General features: G+C 56.0%; 13 protein-coding genes. 11 read left to right on the plus strand and 2 right to left on the minus strand.

Going from position 1 to position 14,744, the window contains the following annotated elements:
• Positions 1–147 precede the first annotated feature (147 nt).
• The 8 genes from ACYQ6M_RS28165 (at position 148) to repC (ending at position 8,829) form a co-directional block, all read left to right on the plus strand.
• Complete coding sequence (locus ACYQ6M_RS28165; RefSeq protein ID WP_460077037.1) at positions 148–288, plus strand: hypothetical protein; 141 nt, start codon at positions 148–150, stop codon at positions 286–288.
• A 222-nt stretch (positions 289–510) separates the two neighbouring features.
• Positions 511–714, plus strand: coding sequence for a hypothetical protein (locus tag ACYQ6M_RS28170; RefSeq protein WP_460077040.1), 204 nt, complete (start codon positions 511–513; stop codon positions 712–714).
• 723 nt (positions 715–1,437) lie between these two features.
• Positions 1,438–2,304 (plus strand): DUF932 domain-containing protein, encoded by an 867-nt coding sequence (locus ACYQ6M_RS28175; RefSeq protein WP_460077043.1) that lies wholly within the window; start codon positions 1,438–1,440, stop codon positions 2,302–2,304.
• Positions 2,305–2,619: 315 nt separating this feature from the next.
• Positions 2,620–3,966 (plus strand): DUF3560 domain-containing protein, encoded by a 1,347-nt coding sequence (locus tag ACYQ6M_RS28180; RefSeq protein ID WP_460077046.1) that lies wholly within the window; start codon positions 2,620–2,622, stop codon positions 3,964–3,966.
• Between the two features lie 68 nt (positions 3,967–4,034).
• Complete coding sequence (locus tag ACYQ6M_RS28185) at positions 4,035–4,640, plus strand: methyltransferase type 11 (RefSeq protein ID WP_460077049.1); 606 nt, start codon at positions 4,035–4,037, stop codon at positions 4,638–4,640.
• 441 nt (positions 4,641–5,081) lie between these two features.
• Entirely contained in the window at positions 5,082–6,302 is a 1,221-nt protein-coding gene (gene repA / locus ACYQ6M_RS28190) for a plasmid partitioning protein RepA (protein ID WP_417712564.1), read from the plus strand.
• Positions 6,299–7,357 carry a plasmid partitioning protein RepB gene (gene repB, locus ACYQ6M_RS28195; RefSeq protein ID WP_460077052.1) on the plus strand — a complete coding sequence of 353 codons (1,059 nt, stop codon included), beginning with the start codon at positions 6,299–6,301 and terminating at the stop codon, positions 7,355–7,357. Before repA ends, repB begins: the two co-directional genes overlap by 4 nt.
• 212 nt (positions 7,358–7,569) lie before the next feature.
• Positions 7,570–8,829, plus strand: coding sequence for a plasmid replication protein RepC (gene repC / locus ACYQ6M_RS28200; RefSeq protein ID WP_460077055.1), 1,260 nt, complete (start codon positions 7,570–7,572; stop codon positions 8,827–8,829).
• A gap of 26 nt (positions 8,830–8,855) precedes the next feature.
• Here the strand turns inward: repC and ACYQ6M_RS28205 are convergent, their stop codons facing one another.
• The gene (locus ACYQ6M_RS28205) at positions 8,856–9,272 is read right to left on the minus strand and encodes a thermonuclease family protein (protein WP_460077057.1); all 417 of its coding nucleotides are present in this window, start codon (positions 9,270–9,272) and stop codon (positions 8,856–8,858) included.
• Between the two features lie 1,084 nt (positions 9,273–10,356).
• The gene (locus ACYQ6M_RS28210) at positions 10,357–10,842 is read right to left on the minus strand and encodes a hypothetical protein (RefSeq protein ID WP_460077060.1); all 486 of its coding nucleotides are present in this window, start codon (positions 10,840–10,842) and stop codon (positions 10,357–10,359) included.
• Between the two features lie 811 nt (positions 10,843–11,653).
• On the opposite strand from ACYQ6M_RS28210, the gene ACYQ6M_RS28215 reads away from it, so the two are divergent.
• Genes ACYQ6M_RS28215 through cydX form a run of 3 tightly spaced genes read left to right on the plus strand, consistent with a single transcriptional unit; the run spans position 11,654 to position 14,587 of the window.
• The gene (locus ACYQ6M_RS28215; RefSeq protein ID WP_460077062.1) at positions 11,654–13,264 is read left to right on the plus strand and encodes a cytochrome ubiquinol oxidase subunit I; all 1,611 of its coding nucleotides are present in this window, start codon (positions 11,654–11,656) and stop codon (positions 13,262–13,264) included.
• Positions 13,265–13,269: 5 nt separating this feature from the next.
• The gene (cydB, locus tag ACYQ6M_RS28220; RefSeq protein ID WP_460077065.1) at positions 13,270–14,433 is read left to right on the plus strand and encodes a cytochrome d ubiquinol oxidase subunit II; all 1,164 of its coding nucleotides are present in this window, start codon (positions 13,270–13,272) and stop codon (positions 14,431–14,433) included.
• Between the two features lie 16 nt (positions 14,434–14,449).
• Positions 14,450–14,587, plus strand: a complete 138-nt coding sequence (cydX, locus tag ACYQ6M_RS28225) for a cytochrome bd-I oxidase subunit CydX (RefSeq protein WP_330563917.1) — start codon at positions 14,450–14,452, stop codon at positions 14,585–14,587.
• The last annotated feature ends 157 nt before the right edge of the window (positions 14,588–14,744 follow it).

Consider the following 14,744-nt stretch of genomic DNA (forward strand, 5'->3'; position numbering starts at 1 on the left):
CTCAAATCGCTACTGCACATCGACGGATGGCAACCTATTGAAACAGCACCTAAAGACGGCACTCCTGTGCTGCTCTTGGAAGGCAACATTATCGGCCTTTTTTATTTTGGGACGGAGCCCGACTTTGTGAATGTTCGCGGGGAAGCCATGAAGCCGACCTGGATCGGAACAATCATCGTCAGTGATCTGGTGCGCAACGAGACCGGCTGCAAGATGCTCAAGGTGTACGGCTCCGAGGCAACGCATTGGATGCCGCTGCCCCCTGTTTCGGGAGCGGACCAGCCCTGACGGGCCGGGCTGACCCTTGAGCGGGGCTCCGCCCCAACCAGGTCAAGGATAAACCGCTGCGCGGCCTCCAGCGGGGTGTCCCCACGCTCCGCGGCTCTCGCCTTGTGCGCGCAGGCGATACCCCTCCCCGCTTCCGGTCCTTGACCCGGCTCCCCCGTTTCCGGCGACGCGGAAAATGAAACGAACCAATCCGGTGGGTTTCAGGGAAACAGGAGCAAATCATTGACCAAGGACCGCTACACAATTGTCGAGAACGCCGGGTACGAACGTGAGTGCGATTGCCGCGCCTTCGATACCTACGCCGAAGCTATCGCCCACCGTGATCGTGTTTACACCGCCGACGAACTGGACATCATGTCGCCTGAGTGCCTGCATGTTGATATCCGCCTTGACCGGGCTGACGGAACCAGCACCTACGAGCTATGAGGTGCGGTTAACGTTTGTTTAACCACTTCGCGGGGGCAATATGGTACAAGGCTGCTAACGAGATTTGAGGGCAGTAGCAGCAGCGCCGGGCCAGCGGCGCGACCGGGTAGGATTGGCTTGCCCGGCTGAGGCAACAGCCTTGCCTTCAAACCGAAGGAAATGCGATGTGGTACTTACCAATTAGCATTTCTCTAGTTATGAAAAAGACACGGAAGTCCTGGCAAATGACCCTCCGTGTCCAATTCAATCTCTAGAAAACGGGATGGCAGGGAAACCTGTCATCCCACTTCGGACATAAATGTAACAGTTATCGCCAGAAATTCAAGATTGAAGCTGCTGAAGCGGACCAGCCCTGACGGGCCGGGCTGAACCCTCAAGTTGGGGCGTTGCCCCACGGGAAGCGGCCCAAATCCTCCGAAGCAATAGGATCGCGCCGACGCGATCGCGTTCCTTCTCCGAACCAGCCCCGCTCCCCTCCCCATTGAATAATGTCCAGCTGATTGCCGGTCAGATAGTGTTGTGCGGGGCTCCGCCCCAACCAGGTCAAGGATAAACCGCTGCGCGGCCTCCAGCGGGGTGTCCCCACGCTCCGCGGCTCTCGCCTTGTGCGCGCAGGCGATACCCCTCCCCGCTTCCGGTCCTTGACCCGGCTCCCCCGTTTCCGACGACGCGGAAAATGAAACGAGCCAATTCGGTGGATTTCAGGGAAACAGGAGCAAATCAATGAACTCGGTTTATGCAAGCACAGCACGTTTTGATATCGGCCGCGCCTTGAGCGAGGACGAACTACGCCGCTTGGCCCCGTCGATCTTTGCAACGTCGGCTCATGAAAGCCGTTCCGAACGGTTCCAGCCGATTGCGACGATAGACATCTTGCGTGGCCTGATGGACGAAGGCTTCATGCCGGTGGGCGCCAAACAGGGCAACCCTCGCGATGACAGCAAGCGCGATTTCACAAAACACCTTATCCGGCTGCGCCGCCTCGACGAGGACGCAAAATATTCCGTAGGTGATACCGTCTGTGAAATCCTTCTGAAGAATGCCAATGACGGCACATCCGCCTATGACATCATGGCCGGCTTGTTCCGCATCCGGTGCATGAACTCTCTTGTCTCGCACAGCTCAACCATCGACAGCGTGAAGGTCCGGCACAGCGGCGACGTGGGCGGCAAGGTCATTGATGGAACCTACCGTGTCCTGAAGGAAGCCGAAAAAGCACTGGTCGCGCCTGCCGACTGGAGCGGTTTGAAGATGGACCGCGACGAAAAACAGATCTTTGCGGAAGCCGCCCACATTGCCCGCTTCGGGAACAGCGAAGGTGAAACAAACACCCGCATCAAGCCGAGCCAGCTCTTGAGCCCGCGCCGGTCCGGGGACGTGTCCAGCGATCTTTGGACTGTCTATAACGTGTGCCAGGAAAATTGCCTACGTGGTGGCCTTCGCGCAGCGTTTCGGGATGAACACGGACGCATCCGGCGCACGAGCTCACGGGCAGTCAACGGCATTGATCAGGACATCAAACTCAACAAGGCGCTTTGGGTTCTTTCGGAGAAAATGGCAGAGCTCAAGGGATTGAAAGCAGCAGCCTGACGGGCAATGCATTGGCTGGCGGGGAGAGCTGCCAGCCAATCCGCTCAACCATCGAAATTTCGAGATTGGCGCTGTCGAGGCGGACCAGCCCTGACGGGCCGGGCTGATCCTGGGGAGGGGCTCCGCCCCCCGGCAGATCAAGGATGAACCGCTGCGCGGCCTCCCGCGGGGTGTCCCCACGCTCCGCGGCTCTCGCCTTGTGCGCGCGGGTGATCCCCTCCCCGCATACGGTCCTTGATCCGCCGCCCCCGTTTCCGACGACGCGGAAAATGAAACGAGCCACCCCGGCCAAGTCAGGAAACAGGAAACAAACCAATGACCGCAACCTTTACCGCCACCTACAGCCCGGAAGACAACAAGCTGCGCCTCTACGCGGACCGCAGGCTTGACGCTGAGACATACGCCCGGGTTAAAGGCATGGGCTTTAAATGGGCTCCGAAACAGGAGCTTTTCGTTGCGCCGCGCTGGACGCCCGACCGTGAGGATTTGTGCGTTGAGCTTGCTGGCGAGATTGAGCCGGAATTTACGACGCTGGCCGAACGCGCAGAGGCGAAGGCCGAGCGCCTGGACGCTCTTGCGGACAAGCGACAGGCACAGTCGAGTGCGTTCATGCGAGCCGCTGACGACCTTTCGCAAGCGTTCCACATGGGCCAACCCATCCTTGTTGGTCACCACTCAGAACGGAAAGCCCGCAAGACACAAGAGCGGATGCACAGCGCCATAGACAAGTCGGTTAAGGCTGCAAAGTCCGTTCAGTATTGGCAATGGAAAGCGGCAGGCGTGGAAAGCTTCGCGAACATGAAGAACAGCCCACGCGTTCGTGCCAATCGCATCAAGACGCTGCTTGCCGAGCTGCGTGACCTTCAGCGTGACGTCAATCATGCCCAAGTGTGCTTGTCCATCTGGCAGAAGGCGGAAACCGAAGACCAGATCAGGAAGCTCAGCCGTGCCCATGTAAACGGTAATGCCCTCGTCGGTTGGGAGCGAGCGAAGGAGCTTGAAGACGGCGAAATCAGCCCCCAGGACTTCCGCACACGCTGCATTGAAAGCGCCAAGAGGGCTATCAATAGTCCAAAGCGCCGCCGCTGGATTGACCACATTCTCAACCGGCTTGCGTACGAGCGGGACTTGTTGGGACCGATGGCGCGATATGAAGGCGAGCTGTCGCCGGTCATCCTGCAAGCTTTTGCCCGTGAACATGGCGCGATGAAACCGAGCGCAAAGGCGGTTCCGGAAGGCTTTGCCCTGGAAAGCGCCGTACCGCTGCCGCTCCACATTGCGAGCGAAAAGGCTGTGACGCTTTCGGCAGACGACTGGCGCGATCTGATGCAGTCGGTCGGGTACACGGTGCCGGAGAAGAAAGACGCTAAACCGCCGATCCTGAATTTCAGGGTAGGGGAGCTTGTTGCACCCAACCGCTTCCATGCCGGTGAAACGCAGACATTCCGGCAGATCGAATTGACCAAGGCCGAGTATGCCAAGGTCTGGGCTGACCAGCGCGGAACCAGAACCAGCGTTTGCGGGACGTTCCGTTTCAAGATCTGCATCGATCCGACCGCGCCCGGAGCGTATTTTTCGCGTCCCTGGGTGGCCGTGTTTCTGACCGACTCCAAGGAGCACCCGGCACCAGAAAGTTTCGAGAAGCAAGCCAACGCCGCTTGACCATTTGAGCGCATGAGGGGGCGTGTCCCCCTCAATATCTCCCGACCTTCCGCGTATGCAGGCCAGTCATGAAGAAGTCAGTCTATAGCCGCCCCAACAAACCCATGTTTATTCCGGTCCAGCGTCGCAACAGTGGGGCAATTCCAGAAGTCCGTGAAATCCAAGATCCGCTTGTGATTGATCGGGCCAGCGAATGCCACGTGACGCCCACAGATGTCGCGGCCCGCATGGTCGACTATCTCGGTCGACCTGGCGACTTAAGCACGCTTGAGCCGAGCGCAGGCACGGGCGCGCTCGTATCCGCGCTGCTGGACAGCGGCCATAGTCCAAATGAGATCTGCGCAGTGGAGCGCCACCATAAACTTGCCCGCACTGTTCGCCGCTTGGGTGTTGCCGTATTTGAGGAATGCTTTTTGGAATATGCGGAGCGCGTCAGGGGCCGAATTGAGTTTCCGCGCATCATCATGAACCCGCCGTTTTCCCAGGTGCGCAAGCACATGAAGGCGGCGCGCTCGCTGCTCGGCAGAAACGGCCATCCAGGCCCCGCGACCCTCGTTGCACTCGTGCCGATCACCTTTGAACATGAGAACGCGGAAACGATGGAGACTCTGCCGGAGGACACGTTTTCGACGTGTCGAGTGAGGACGAAGATCGTGCGAATCGTCGCATTCTAGGCTTGCAGTCCGGCGCGCGATGCCCTTTTGCCAGGGCTCTTGGAGCTAAGGTCACGATCTCGAATGCGTAAAACTCAGAAAAATGAGGCATGTCTCCTGCGCTCATGTTCCGGGATTTGGCCGAAGCTTTGTGCAGAATTTTTGCCGCAGAAAACCTGTCCATAACGAGGTCGGAAAAAAGTGTGTTGTCTCTCAGTTGGTTAGGTCCGTGACATCTGTCACGCCGTGCGAAGAGGCTGCTGAGGATCGAAATTTGTGACCCGCGGGTGTGTCTGTGAATGGGCCTTTGTTTTAATGACGCGCATTTTAACTGGTTGAATTGACTCAGAAAGTTAATGGACGTTAACCAAAAACGCATTGACAGGAATCGTTATTTCATTCTTTTTCGTAATCGACACTTTTTTCCAGAAAACGCACTTTTTTGCGTCGGAGCTTAAAGACATGACCGAAACCGTCGAGGTTGAGGAGACTTTGGACCCCAACAGCACGCGAGGGCAGATCTCTCGTTTCTCAGCGTTGCTAAGCACGCAAATCAAAAACAATTGGCAACTTAACTATCCACCAGAAGCGCGAAAGCAGCTTCGCTCGTTTTCATCGTCCGAAGTTGCCGATCTTGTCGGTATTTCGCCTGCAACTCTACGACAAATGTCATTGGACGGGGAGGGGCCGATGCCGGACCGCTCCGAAGGCAACAGGCGCATATATTCTCTTGAGCAGATCAATGAATTGCGGAAGTTCCTGGCGGAGCGTCGTCCCTCGCAGGCCACGTCTTTCGATCCACAGCGCCGCGATGGCGACAAGATGCAGGTTGTCGCTATTGCTAACTTCAAGGGTGGGTGCGCCAAGACAACAACCGCGCTGCACCTGGCTCAGTTTCTTGCGTTGCAAGGCCTCAGAGTGTTGGCGATCGATCTGGACACGCAGGCTAGCCTGACTGAGATGCTTGGCGTGCAGCCTGTTCTGGAGGTGGGCGACAATGAAACGGTCTTTGCGGTGCTGCGGTATGATGAAGAGCGACGCACTCTCCCGGAAGTGATACGCCCTACGTATTTCGCAGGATTGGATATCGTTCCTGGTCAGAGCGAGCTTCAGTACTTTGACTATGAGACACCCGCAGCAATTGTCAGCAACAACTTCCTAGGCGACGAATACTTTATACGCCGTCTTGCGACATCGCTTCGAAGCGTGGAAGACAAGTATGATGTTGTGGTGATCGATGCTCCGCCGCAGTTGTCGTATTTGACCTTGAACGCAGTGTATGCAGCAACTGGTCTCATCATACCGGTTCAATCAGCAATGATAGACGTCGCGAGTATGAACCAGTTTCTCTATATGCTGGACGAAATGCTCGAACAGATGGCTCACTTCGGTGCGTCAGTTGATCATGACTTCCTGCGATTTCTACTGACGCGACACGTTCCTCACGACGTGCCTCAAGTTAACATTGCCGCCTTGCTTCGTTCACTGTTTGGCGAAAGCGTTTTGACGTCTGCCGTTCTGGAGACGACCGCTATAACAAACGCAGGTCTTGAGAATAAGACACTTTATGAATTGGAACGCGGGGCCGTTAGCCGAGATACCTATATTCGTGCGATCGAAGCTGTGAATGCAGCGAATAAAGAGATTTACGGTGAAATCCTGAAAGTCTGGGGCCGCAAATGACCAGCTCAAAAGCTTCCACCAGGGCGAAGAAGCTGGCCGGCATGTTCGGCCAGGTTGATCCCGAAGCGCTCGCCAAGCAGGCGGCGAACGAAAAATCGACCGAAAAGTCGATGACAACGGCTCCAACCAAAGCGCTGCAGGCAAGCTTCGCGAGTATTGAGAAGGACAACCTTAGTCTCAAGGAAGAACTCAAAAAATCAAAAGTACATGAGTTAGACCCTGATCTAGTACTAGCGTCCTTGATTCCGGATCGAATGGAATGGACCGAGGATGATCCTCAGTTTCAAAGTTTGGTGGCCTCGATGGAGGCTTCCGGACAGAAACTGCCAATCCTGGTTCGGCCACACCCCGACGTAGATGGTGCCTACCAGCTTGCATACGGTGCAAGAAGGAACAAAGCGGCCAAAGTTCTGGGCCGCAAAGTCAGGGCGTTTGTTGAAGACCTTTCGGACGAACAGCTTATCGTCGCGCAGGGTTTGGAGAACAATGAGCGGAAGAACCTTAGCTTCATTGAACAAGCGATGTATGCGCAGGCCCTAACGCAAGCTGGTTACAGCCGGAAGGTGATTGCTGAATCCGTTGGTGTGGGTAACGAGACGATTATCTCCAAGATGACGGCGATTGCCGGACAAGTTCCGAGAGATATCTGTATTTCCATCGGACCGGCACCAAAAATTGGGCGAACCAGGTGGGAATCGTTCGGACAGCTTATTGAAAAAGGCACTCGTAAGGCGTCAATTGTCGAGGCTGTCCGGGGATTGCCAAGTCACGAAATCTGGATAAACGCGGACTCGAACAAGCGCTTCGATTTGGCGATGCGTGCTGCAGAAAAGGCGGACAAAGCCAGAACGGCTACTCTCAAACCATCGAAAACGCCGATCCAGTCGACTACTCGTTCCTACGGGAATATCGAGCGATCTTCGATTGCGATGAAAATTACCATCAACGTCAAGAGCGAGCCGAAATTCGCGAATTTCGTCGAAGAGAGAATTTCGGCGCTGATAACCGAATTCGAGAACTTGGAGAGGGGAGGGGAAAGCAACGAGGAAGTCTAAGACGAAAAGAACCCGCCACAAGGGCGGGTCCTAATTGAGATAGGCATAGGTGCCTAAAATCTCGGTCTAGCAGCTAAGATTTTAGAATCACTTGTGACGCAAGGCAAGTTCTGTCTCGTAACAGAGCACGATTTATTGCGTCTTTTTGCCTGTCTCCCAACCAAATTCCATAGGTCCGGTTGCGTTGGTTCGTTTCCGGGGAAGGGGGACTTATGTCCACTGCTCAGCAGATTGCGAGCTTTCGCAAAGTTTCTGCAGGAGTCCTTGCAAGCGCTCATTTGGCCGCCCAGGACGATAGACCTGCAGTTTTGAAAAAGGATGTTTCGCTGGTTCTCAAGCGCGTTGCGCCGGCGCTTGGCATCGACGGAACAGCCTACCACGTGCTCGATATCCTTTTGGGGCTCGTCCAGGGCGATGACTTCAAGGCCGGGCGGCGTCCCGTCGTGGCGATCTCCAACCAGCGACTTGCAGACTACACCCGAAAAACCACGCGCACGGTCACACGGTGCCTGAAGAAACTCGTCGAGGCGGGAATCCTCGCTTACCGTGACAGCCCTACAGGGCGGCGTTTCGTATATCGCGGCCGGGCAGGAGAGGCCGAGCAAGCCTATGGCCTGGACTTCACCCCGGCGTGTTTCAATCTGGAGGCCTTCAAGCAACAGGCAGATGCCTTTCAGCGCCGTCTCAAGGCCGAGCAGGAAGCAAAGCGCACCATCACGCGGCTTTCACGCGCTATCGCCGACATGGCGGAAGCGGATCCTGCATCGTTTCACGACTTTTTCACGAGTGCGCAGAGTGTCGTCAAACGCGATCAGGTGACCTTGGCAGAGCGGGCCGAGATGGTGAGGAGCCTTTATGAAGAAGCTCTGGCCCTCCATGAAACCAACTCCGGTAAATCAAACGATAACATGTCATGCGCGGGTGACATTGATGTCAGCCCATTATCTATTACAACCCAAACCGACTCTCAAAGAAGTAATAACAAGCGGACTTGCTCTAACGAGCAAGACACTAATCTATCAGCTGACAACGGCTTCGCCGTTGAAATGGCTCTTGAAAGAGAGCCTTGCGGCGGGCGCACAGAACTGCAACCGCCTAAACCGCAAGCGGCAAGGTCGGCGGGAGGCAAATTACCGGAAACGAACCTCGATGGAGTTTCCATCGGTCTCATTCAGGCAGCCTGTACCCAGGTGCAAAGTGAAATCGGGCTTTCGTTCTCCGACTGGTCACGGCTGTGTCAGGCCGCGGATCACCTGCGGATTTTGATCGGCCTCAGTCCGGCCGGATATCAAAATGCCGTCGAACGACAGGGAAAATTCCTGGCCGCCGCTTGTCTTGTCGTCGTTGCTGAAAAAGCCTTGCGCGATCCCGAACAAATCGCATCCCCAGGTGGATACTTCCGCGCCATGATCGACAGGGCAGGGGAGGGCAAATTGCACCTCCACAAATCCCTGCATGGCCTGGTGTCGTGAGGTACGCGCTTTTCGCTTGGAGTGAGCTACCGGACGCAGCTCGATTGCCGCAGATAATGCTTGCCGGAGTAGCGCGGCCAGGCGCAGGCGTGGCCGGACTGAACAAGCTTCATCGCAATGTCCTGACCGTCAACGAAGCATTGAGCCACAAAGCGGTCATAGGACCTCTTGCGGGAACGGCTGTCGCAGGGTGTTCCGTCGCCGACCGTTCGACACTGCACCTTTCTATCGGCAACAAGGGCTTTGACATACTGCGTCGCTTCGCGGTAGCCGCGCTGCCCGCGCTCTGGTGTATCGACCCCGCACAGGCGGATTCGAACCAGCGGCCGCGAGAGCAAGAAAGTATCGCCGTCGATCACGCGCGAAACCGGACTGGTCCACTCGTCCGCATGGGCGGGGACAACAGCGAGGCAAAGGGCGAGGGCGACTAGAATGCGGATCATCGGTTTCGATTTTCTTTTCGGGGAGTTTGGCACGAGGGCCGCGCAGATCGGTGCGACCACCGTGCCGGGATCATGTTTGAACGCTATTCTTTTTTAAGCCAATGCCCGCGCGGCGGTACCGAGAGCCCGGCACTTTTCACGCGCTTGCGGATCGCGGTTTCACTCACCGAAAAACGCACGGCTAATTCCGTCATAGGTGATTCAAACAATAGCTCTTGAAGCCGCTCGTTGCTCGTATTCTGCCACGACAGGGCAGGAAACTCCTGATTGCGTTGTTCTGGTGAGAGCAAAGCTCTGTATGAGAATGATCATGGATGAAAACTGTTGAACGCCTCGATGTGTAGTGGCGCAAGTTTTTCGACCGTTACAATCACCAAAACCCAATACTAAGCTCATTATCGCGGGCACTTTTCCCCAAGGTTTGGAAAAATCTTGGACTTTGGCTCTATGCAAGCGGTGGAAATCGTCGACATCGACGGCAAACCGCTTTGAGAAAAACAGAAGACCCCCCACAATAGGCGCTGTCATGTCAGAAGAAAGGAGGTGCTTTGGAATAGGAACTGTAGATCCAGCTAACTAGAAAGGAGGTAGACAAATGATGCTACCGATTAAGCTGGAATTCAAAATGGAAAAGACGCCGAACGGATACACAATCCATATCAGCGTCTCTACCACGATCACCTGGTTAAGTTGATCAATGGAGACGTCGGAATTCGCACTTCCGGCGTCTCTGCATTTAAACGTGCAGCATGCGCACGACGAATGCAAGTTTTGCAAAAACATATCCAAAACTATCGCGCAACGCATGACGCGCACTTTAAGCGACGTACAGATGAAACAATATTGAAAACGGGCGACGGCATGCACAACGTCGCGCGTGTACGGCATGTTTGTAGGCGTTTGTGAGTCCGTTCAATCGCAGTGCATCAGCAATGATTGAGCCGAAGTCGGAACAGAGCGCAATTTCGTTGTCCTCTGTCCAACTTTCACCCTTCTTTGTTCCGTCTTCCTCAACCGGGTCAGCGTGCGTGGGTCCTAGCAATGGGCTACGCGGATGGATCGCCCCCCTTGCGGGATGGGCGGGTCAGTCGGTGAAGTCTGGAATGATCCACTGTGGAACCCGAAACAGGAGCAAGCTGTTTGTCCGGAAATAATGCGGCTGCAAGCTGGAATCCGTGACCCTCAAGAACGGCTGGCCTAGGCTGTCTGCATCGTCCAGATCGATCATTGCGGTTCGAACCGGCTCCCTTTCGTCGCCTTCCTTTTCCTCTACACACCAGAGTTGGATTGGTCCGGCCAGGTTGGCGCAGTGAACCGAAACCGGCTCCGGTTCGTCCTCATCTTCTTCTTGTCGTTCCGCGTACTCAACGATGCTGAGTTCTTCCATATCGGGCGTCCAATGCGTCAAGCGCCGGGCATTGAGCGCAACAACCTCTTCGACAGTCTGGAAGATGACAAAGTGCCTCTCATTGTCTTCGGACCAAAGGCGGTTTTCCAAAGACTGGACCGACTTTTCAGCCAGGCGAAGGGAAAGTTCGGTGCCGTCATCGAAGACGAAGTTTACCGGCACACACCAAGTTTTTGTTTCAGGGGGCTTGGGGCTTTTAGGGCGGCGCGGAAAGGCAGTGATATTCATAGTTTTCGCTTTGAGTCAGTAATGGGGAAGGGGCACGACGAGAGAAGGTCAACGTGCTTTGAAAGATCCAGAATGTGGGGGGAGCTGTTAGCTGTAGCGACTTGCATTTATCCGCGGCTCGGATTGCAAACATCCCGGATTCCCGCTCGAATTAGATGCATCTATCCGGGGCAGCAAACTCACATTGGCTGCGACTGAAATCAGATTATTTGCAACGGAATTGCAATCATCTGGCCCAGATCACTTTAGATGCGAACGACGGCTGTGCGGACCTTTCGGACTTTCGATCAAATGGAACAAACGGCCCAGAGCGGTCATTCGCAAGGCGGTGACGTATTGACCGCTTCGCGCCTCGAAATTGGACGTTTAAGGCTTCAGATGAAGTTTCTGAAAGCAGACAAATGTAACGTTGCGCGTTTTAGTGGCAAAATAGGCCAATTCGAAAATTTGGGCTGGAAGAAGTACCACTTTTGCTGAGCTGTTGCAGCTTCGGCTGAAACCTTAAGAACAGCTATGCGCATGCGAGGCTCTCTGTCCTTGTCACTGGGAACCCTTCCACATGGGTATTAAAGCCGCAGGCCCCTCTCGCTTGCCACTAAATTCGGCAGGAAACAAACCATCCACTCGGGTTTGGTGACCAAGTCACTAAACTCTCGGCGCCCCACATGATAGCGAACCTCAGACCTGCCTTCTGCTCGTTTAAATTTCTGCGGAGCGGAGGCGCGTAAACTGAGGAGAACACGAGATGGATCTCGATATCGTCGAGCTGTCACGCCTGCAATTCGCGATGACGGCGATGTATCACTTCCTCTTCGTGCCGCTGACGCTGGGGCTGTCGATCCTGGTCGCGATCATGGAGACCGTCTATGTCATGACCGGCCGACCGATCTGGCGGCAGATGACAAAATTCTGGGGAACTTTGTTCGGTATCAACTTCGTCCTTGGCGTCGCGACCGGCATCACCATGGAATTCCAGTTCGGCATGAACTGGAGCTATTACAGCCACTATGTCGGGGACATCTTCGGAGCACCACTCGCGATCGAGGGGCTCATGGCCTTCTTCCTGGAAGCCACCTTCGTCGGGCTCTTCTTCTTTGGATGGGACAAGCTGTCCAGGGTCGGGCATCTGACGGTTACCTGGCTGGTTGCAATCGGGTCCAACTTCTCCGCTCTCTGGATCCTCATTGCCAATGGCTGGATGCAGAACCCGGTTGGGGCGCGGTTCAATCCCGATACAATGCGCATGGAAATGACTTCGTTTTTCGAAGTGGTCTTCAACGAGGTTGCCCAGGCAAAATTCGTCCACACCGTCTCCGCTGGCTATGTCACTGCTTCGGTCTTCGTGCTCGGCGTTTCCGCTTGGTACCTGCTCAAGGGCAGGTACATGCCGATGGCGCGCCGTTCGATCACGGTTGCGGCATCCTTCGGATTGGCATCGGCTCTCTCCGTCGTCGTGCTCGGGGACGAATCCGGCTATTCGGCCAGTCACACGCAGCGCATGAAGCTCGCCGCGATGGAGGGCATGTGGGAAACCCATGAGGCGCCAGCCCCCTTCAATCTGATCGGATTGCCCGACCAGGAAGCGCGTGAAACACATTATGCCATCGAGATCCCCTGGGTCATGGGTCTCATCGGGACCCGTTCGCTCACGGAGGAAATTCCGGGCATAAATGACTTGGTCGCCGAGGCCGCGAAGCGGATTGAGAGCGGAATTGCCGCCTATGATGCGCTCATGACCATTCGCGAACAAAGGTCCGAGACAGCCCCGCAGGTGCGCGAGGTCTTCGAGGAAAATTCCGGTAACCTGGGATTTGCATTCCTTCTGCTTCGCTACATGGATGATCCGAGGGACGCCATGCCCGAGGATATCGCCCGGGCAGCCGAAGACACCATTCCCGGCGTTGCACCGCTGTTCTGGTCCTTCCGCGTCATGGTCGGTCTCGGCTTCGCCTTTATCGGTGTCATGGTCTACTTCTTCTGGCGCTCGTCTTTCTGCCAGCAGAGCTATCCTCGTTGGGCGCTGCGGCTCGCCGTGGCGATCATCCCCGCACCCTGGATTGCCGCCGAACTCGGTTGGTTCGTTGCCGAATATGGCCGCCAGCCCTGGACGGTGGACGGCGTTCTTCCAACGGCGCTCTCCGTCAGCCACCTGAGCATTCAGGACGTGCTGCTGACCCTGGTCGGGTTCGTGACCTTCTACTCGATCCTCTTTGTGATCGAGATGAGCCTGATGCTGAAATACATCCGCAAAGGCCCTTATCAGGACGTCGAAGAGACGGAAGTCTGGGACGCTCGCCACGAACACCGCTTGCGTACTCATGACGGCCAGGTGCCGTTTGCAACCCCTGCGGAGTGACTGTCATGATCCTATATGAACTTCTGCCCTACGACACGCTTCGCCTCATCTGGTGGCTGCTTCTCGGTGTCCTGCTGATCGGTTTCGCGCTTACGGACGGCTTCGACATGGGTGTGGGCGCACTGCTTCCCTTTGTCGGTAGAACGGATGTCGAACGGCGTATCGTCATCAACACCGTCGGCCCTGTCTGGGAGGGAAATCAGGTCTGGTTCATTCTCGGCGGTGGAGCGATTTTCGCCGCGTGGCCACCGCTTTATGCAGTCAGCTTTTCCGGATTCTATCTAGCGATGTTCGCGGTTCTGGCAGCGCTCATCCTGCGTCCCGTAGCATTCAAGTACCGGTCCAAACGTGAAAGCGCCACCTGGCGAAACAGCTGGGATTGGGCTTTGTTCGTTGGCGGTACGGTGCCGGCCCTCATCTTTGGGGTCGCGGTCGGAAACGTCCTGCAAGGCGTGCCGTTCGAGCTGACACCCGACCTCTTCTCTCGCTACGAGGGCAGTTACTACGGCAAGTTCTTCGGACTTTTGAACCCCTTTGCACTGCTCACGGGCATCGTGTCGCTCACCATGCTGATCACCCACGGTGCAGCGTGGCTGTCGTTGAAGGCGGAGGGCAAGGTAGCCGAACGGGCGCGAAACATCGGTTCGGGAACCGGGGTGATGACGATTGCGGGCTTCGGGATTTCCGGGCTGTGGTTGTTCCTTGAAATCGAGGGGTATTCTCTCACAGGGGAAATCGTGCGTGACGGACCGTCGAATCCGCTCTATTCCGAAGTTCAGCGGACGGGAACATGGCTTTCCGCCTATCTGGCAAGGCCGTGGATCACTGTTGCTCCTTTGCTGGGGTTCGCAGGCATGATCATGGCTGTGCGCGGTCTTCGTTCCGAACGCGAGATCTCGACGCTGCTCTGGTCTAAACTCGGTATTTTTGGAGCAATCTCGACCGTTGGCTTGACGATGTTTCCGTTCATCCTGCCGTCATCGCTGCATCCGAACTCTTCGCTGACGGTCTGGGACAGTTCGTCCTCGCACCAGACGCTTTTCATCATGCTGGTGGTCACGGTGATCTTCATGCCGCTGATCCTGGCCTACACCGCGTGGGTCTACAAGGTGCTCTGGGGCAAGGTCACCGAAGCGGACGTCACTGGAAACTCGGACACCCTCTACTGAGACAAGGAGAAAAACCATGTGGTACTTCGCCTGGCTACTGGGTCTGCCGCTCGCAGCTATTTTTGCCGTGATGAACGCGATGTGGCTCGAACTGCAGCGCGATCGTGTGCTTGCCGACGAGCACGAGGAACGCCCGCCGGCCGTTCAGGGGTAAAGGTGAGGAGGCCGGCCTTTCACACCGCCCCTTCCATCGGCTGTCAATGCGAAGGAGAGAGCATTCGAAGACAGGAATCTCTTGTCCGTTGGTGACGAAGTCACCGTGTGATCCAGTCATGACATGCCAAGGTGTGCGAAACGCTCCGCTTTGATAG

This window comes from Roseibium sp. ROS1 (assembly GCF_054658215.1).

Excerpts from the sequence above, each read along its gene's own strand:
- ACYQ6M_RS28205 (WP_460077057.1), bottom strand. The coding sequence starts at position 9,272 with ATGATCCGCATTCTAGTCGCCCTCGCCCTTTGCCTCGCTGTTGTCCCC.
- repC (WP_460077055.1), top strand. The coding sequence starts at position 7,570 with ATGTCCACTGCTCAGCAGATTGCGAGCTTTCGCAAAGTTTCTGCAGGA.
- ACYQ6M_RS28180 (WP_460077046.1), top strand. The coding sequence starts at position 2,620 with ATGACCGCAACCTTTACCGCCACCTACAGCCCGGAAGACAACAAGCTG.
- ACYQ6M_RS28165 (WP_460077037.1), top strand. The coding sequence starts at position 148 with ATGAAGCCGACCTGGATCGGAACAATCATCGTCAGTGATCTGGTGCGC.
- repB (WP_460077052.1), top strand. The coding sequence starts at position 6,299 with ATGACCAGCTCAAAAGCTTCCACCAGGGCGAAGAAGCTGGCCGGCATG.
- ACYQ6M_RS28215 (WP_460077062.1), top strand. The coding sequence starts at position 11,654 with ATGGATCTCGATATCGTCGAGCTGTCACGCCTGCAATTCGCGATGACG.
- cydB (WP_460077065.1), top strand. The coding sequence starts at position 13,270 with ATGATCCTATATGAACTTCTGCCCTACGACACGCTTCGCCTCATCTGG.
- cydX (WP_330563917.1), top strand. The coding sequence starts at position 14,450 with ATGTGGTACTTCGCCTGGCTACTGGGTCTGCCGCTCGCAGCTATTTTT.
- ACYQ6M_RS28175 (WP_460077043.1), top strand. The coding sequence starts at position 1,438 with ATGAACTCGGTTTATGCAAGCACAGCACGTTTTGATATCGGCCGCGCC.
- ACYQ6M_RS28185 (WP_460077049.1), top strand. The coding sequence starts at position 4,035 with ATGAAGAAGTCAGTCTATAGCCGCCCCAACAAACCCATGTTTATTCCG.
- repA (WP_417712564.1), top strand. The coding sequence starts at position 5,082 with ATGACCGAAACCGTCGAGGTTGAGGAGACTTTGGACCCCAACAGCACG.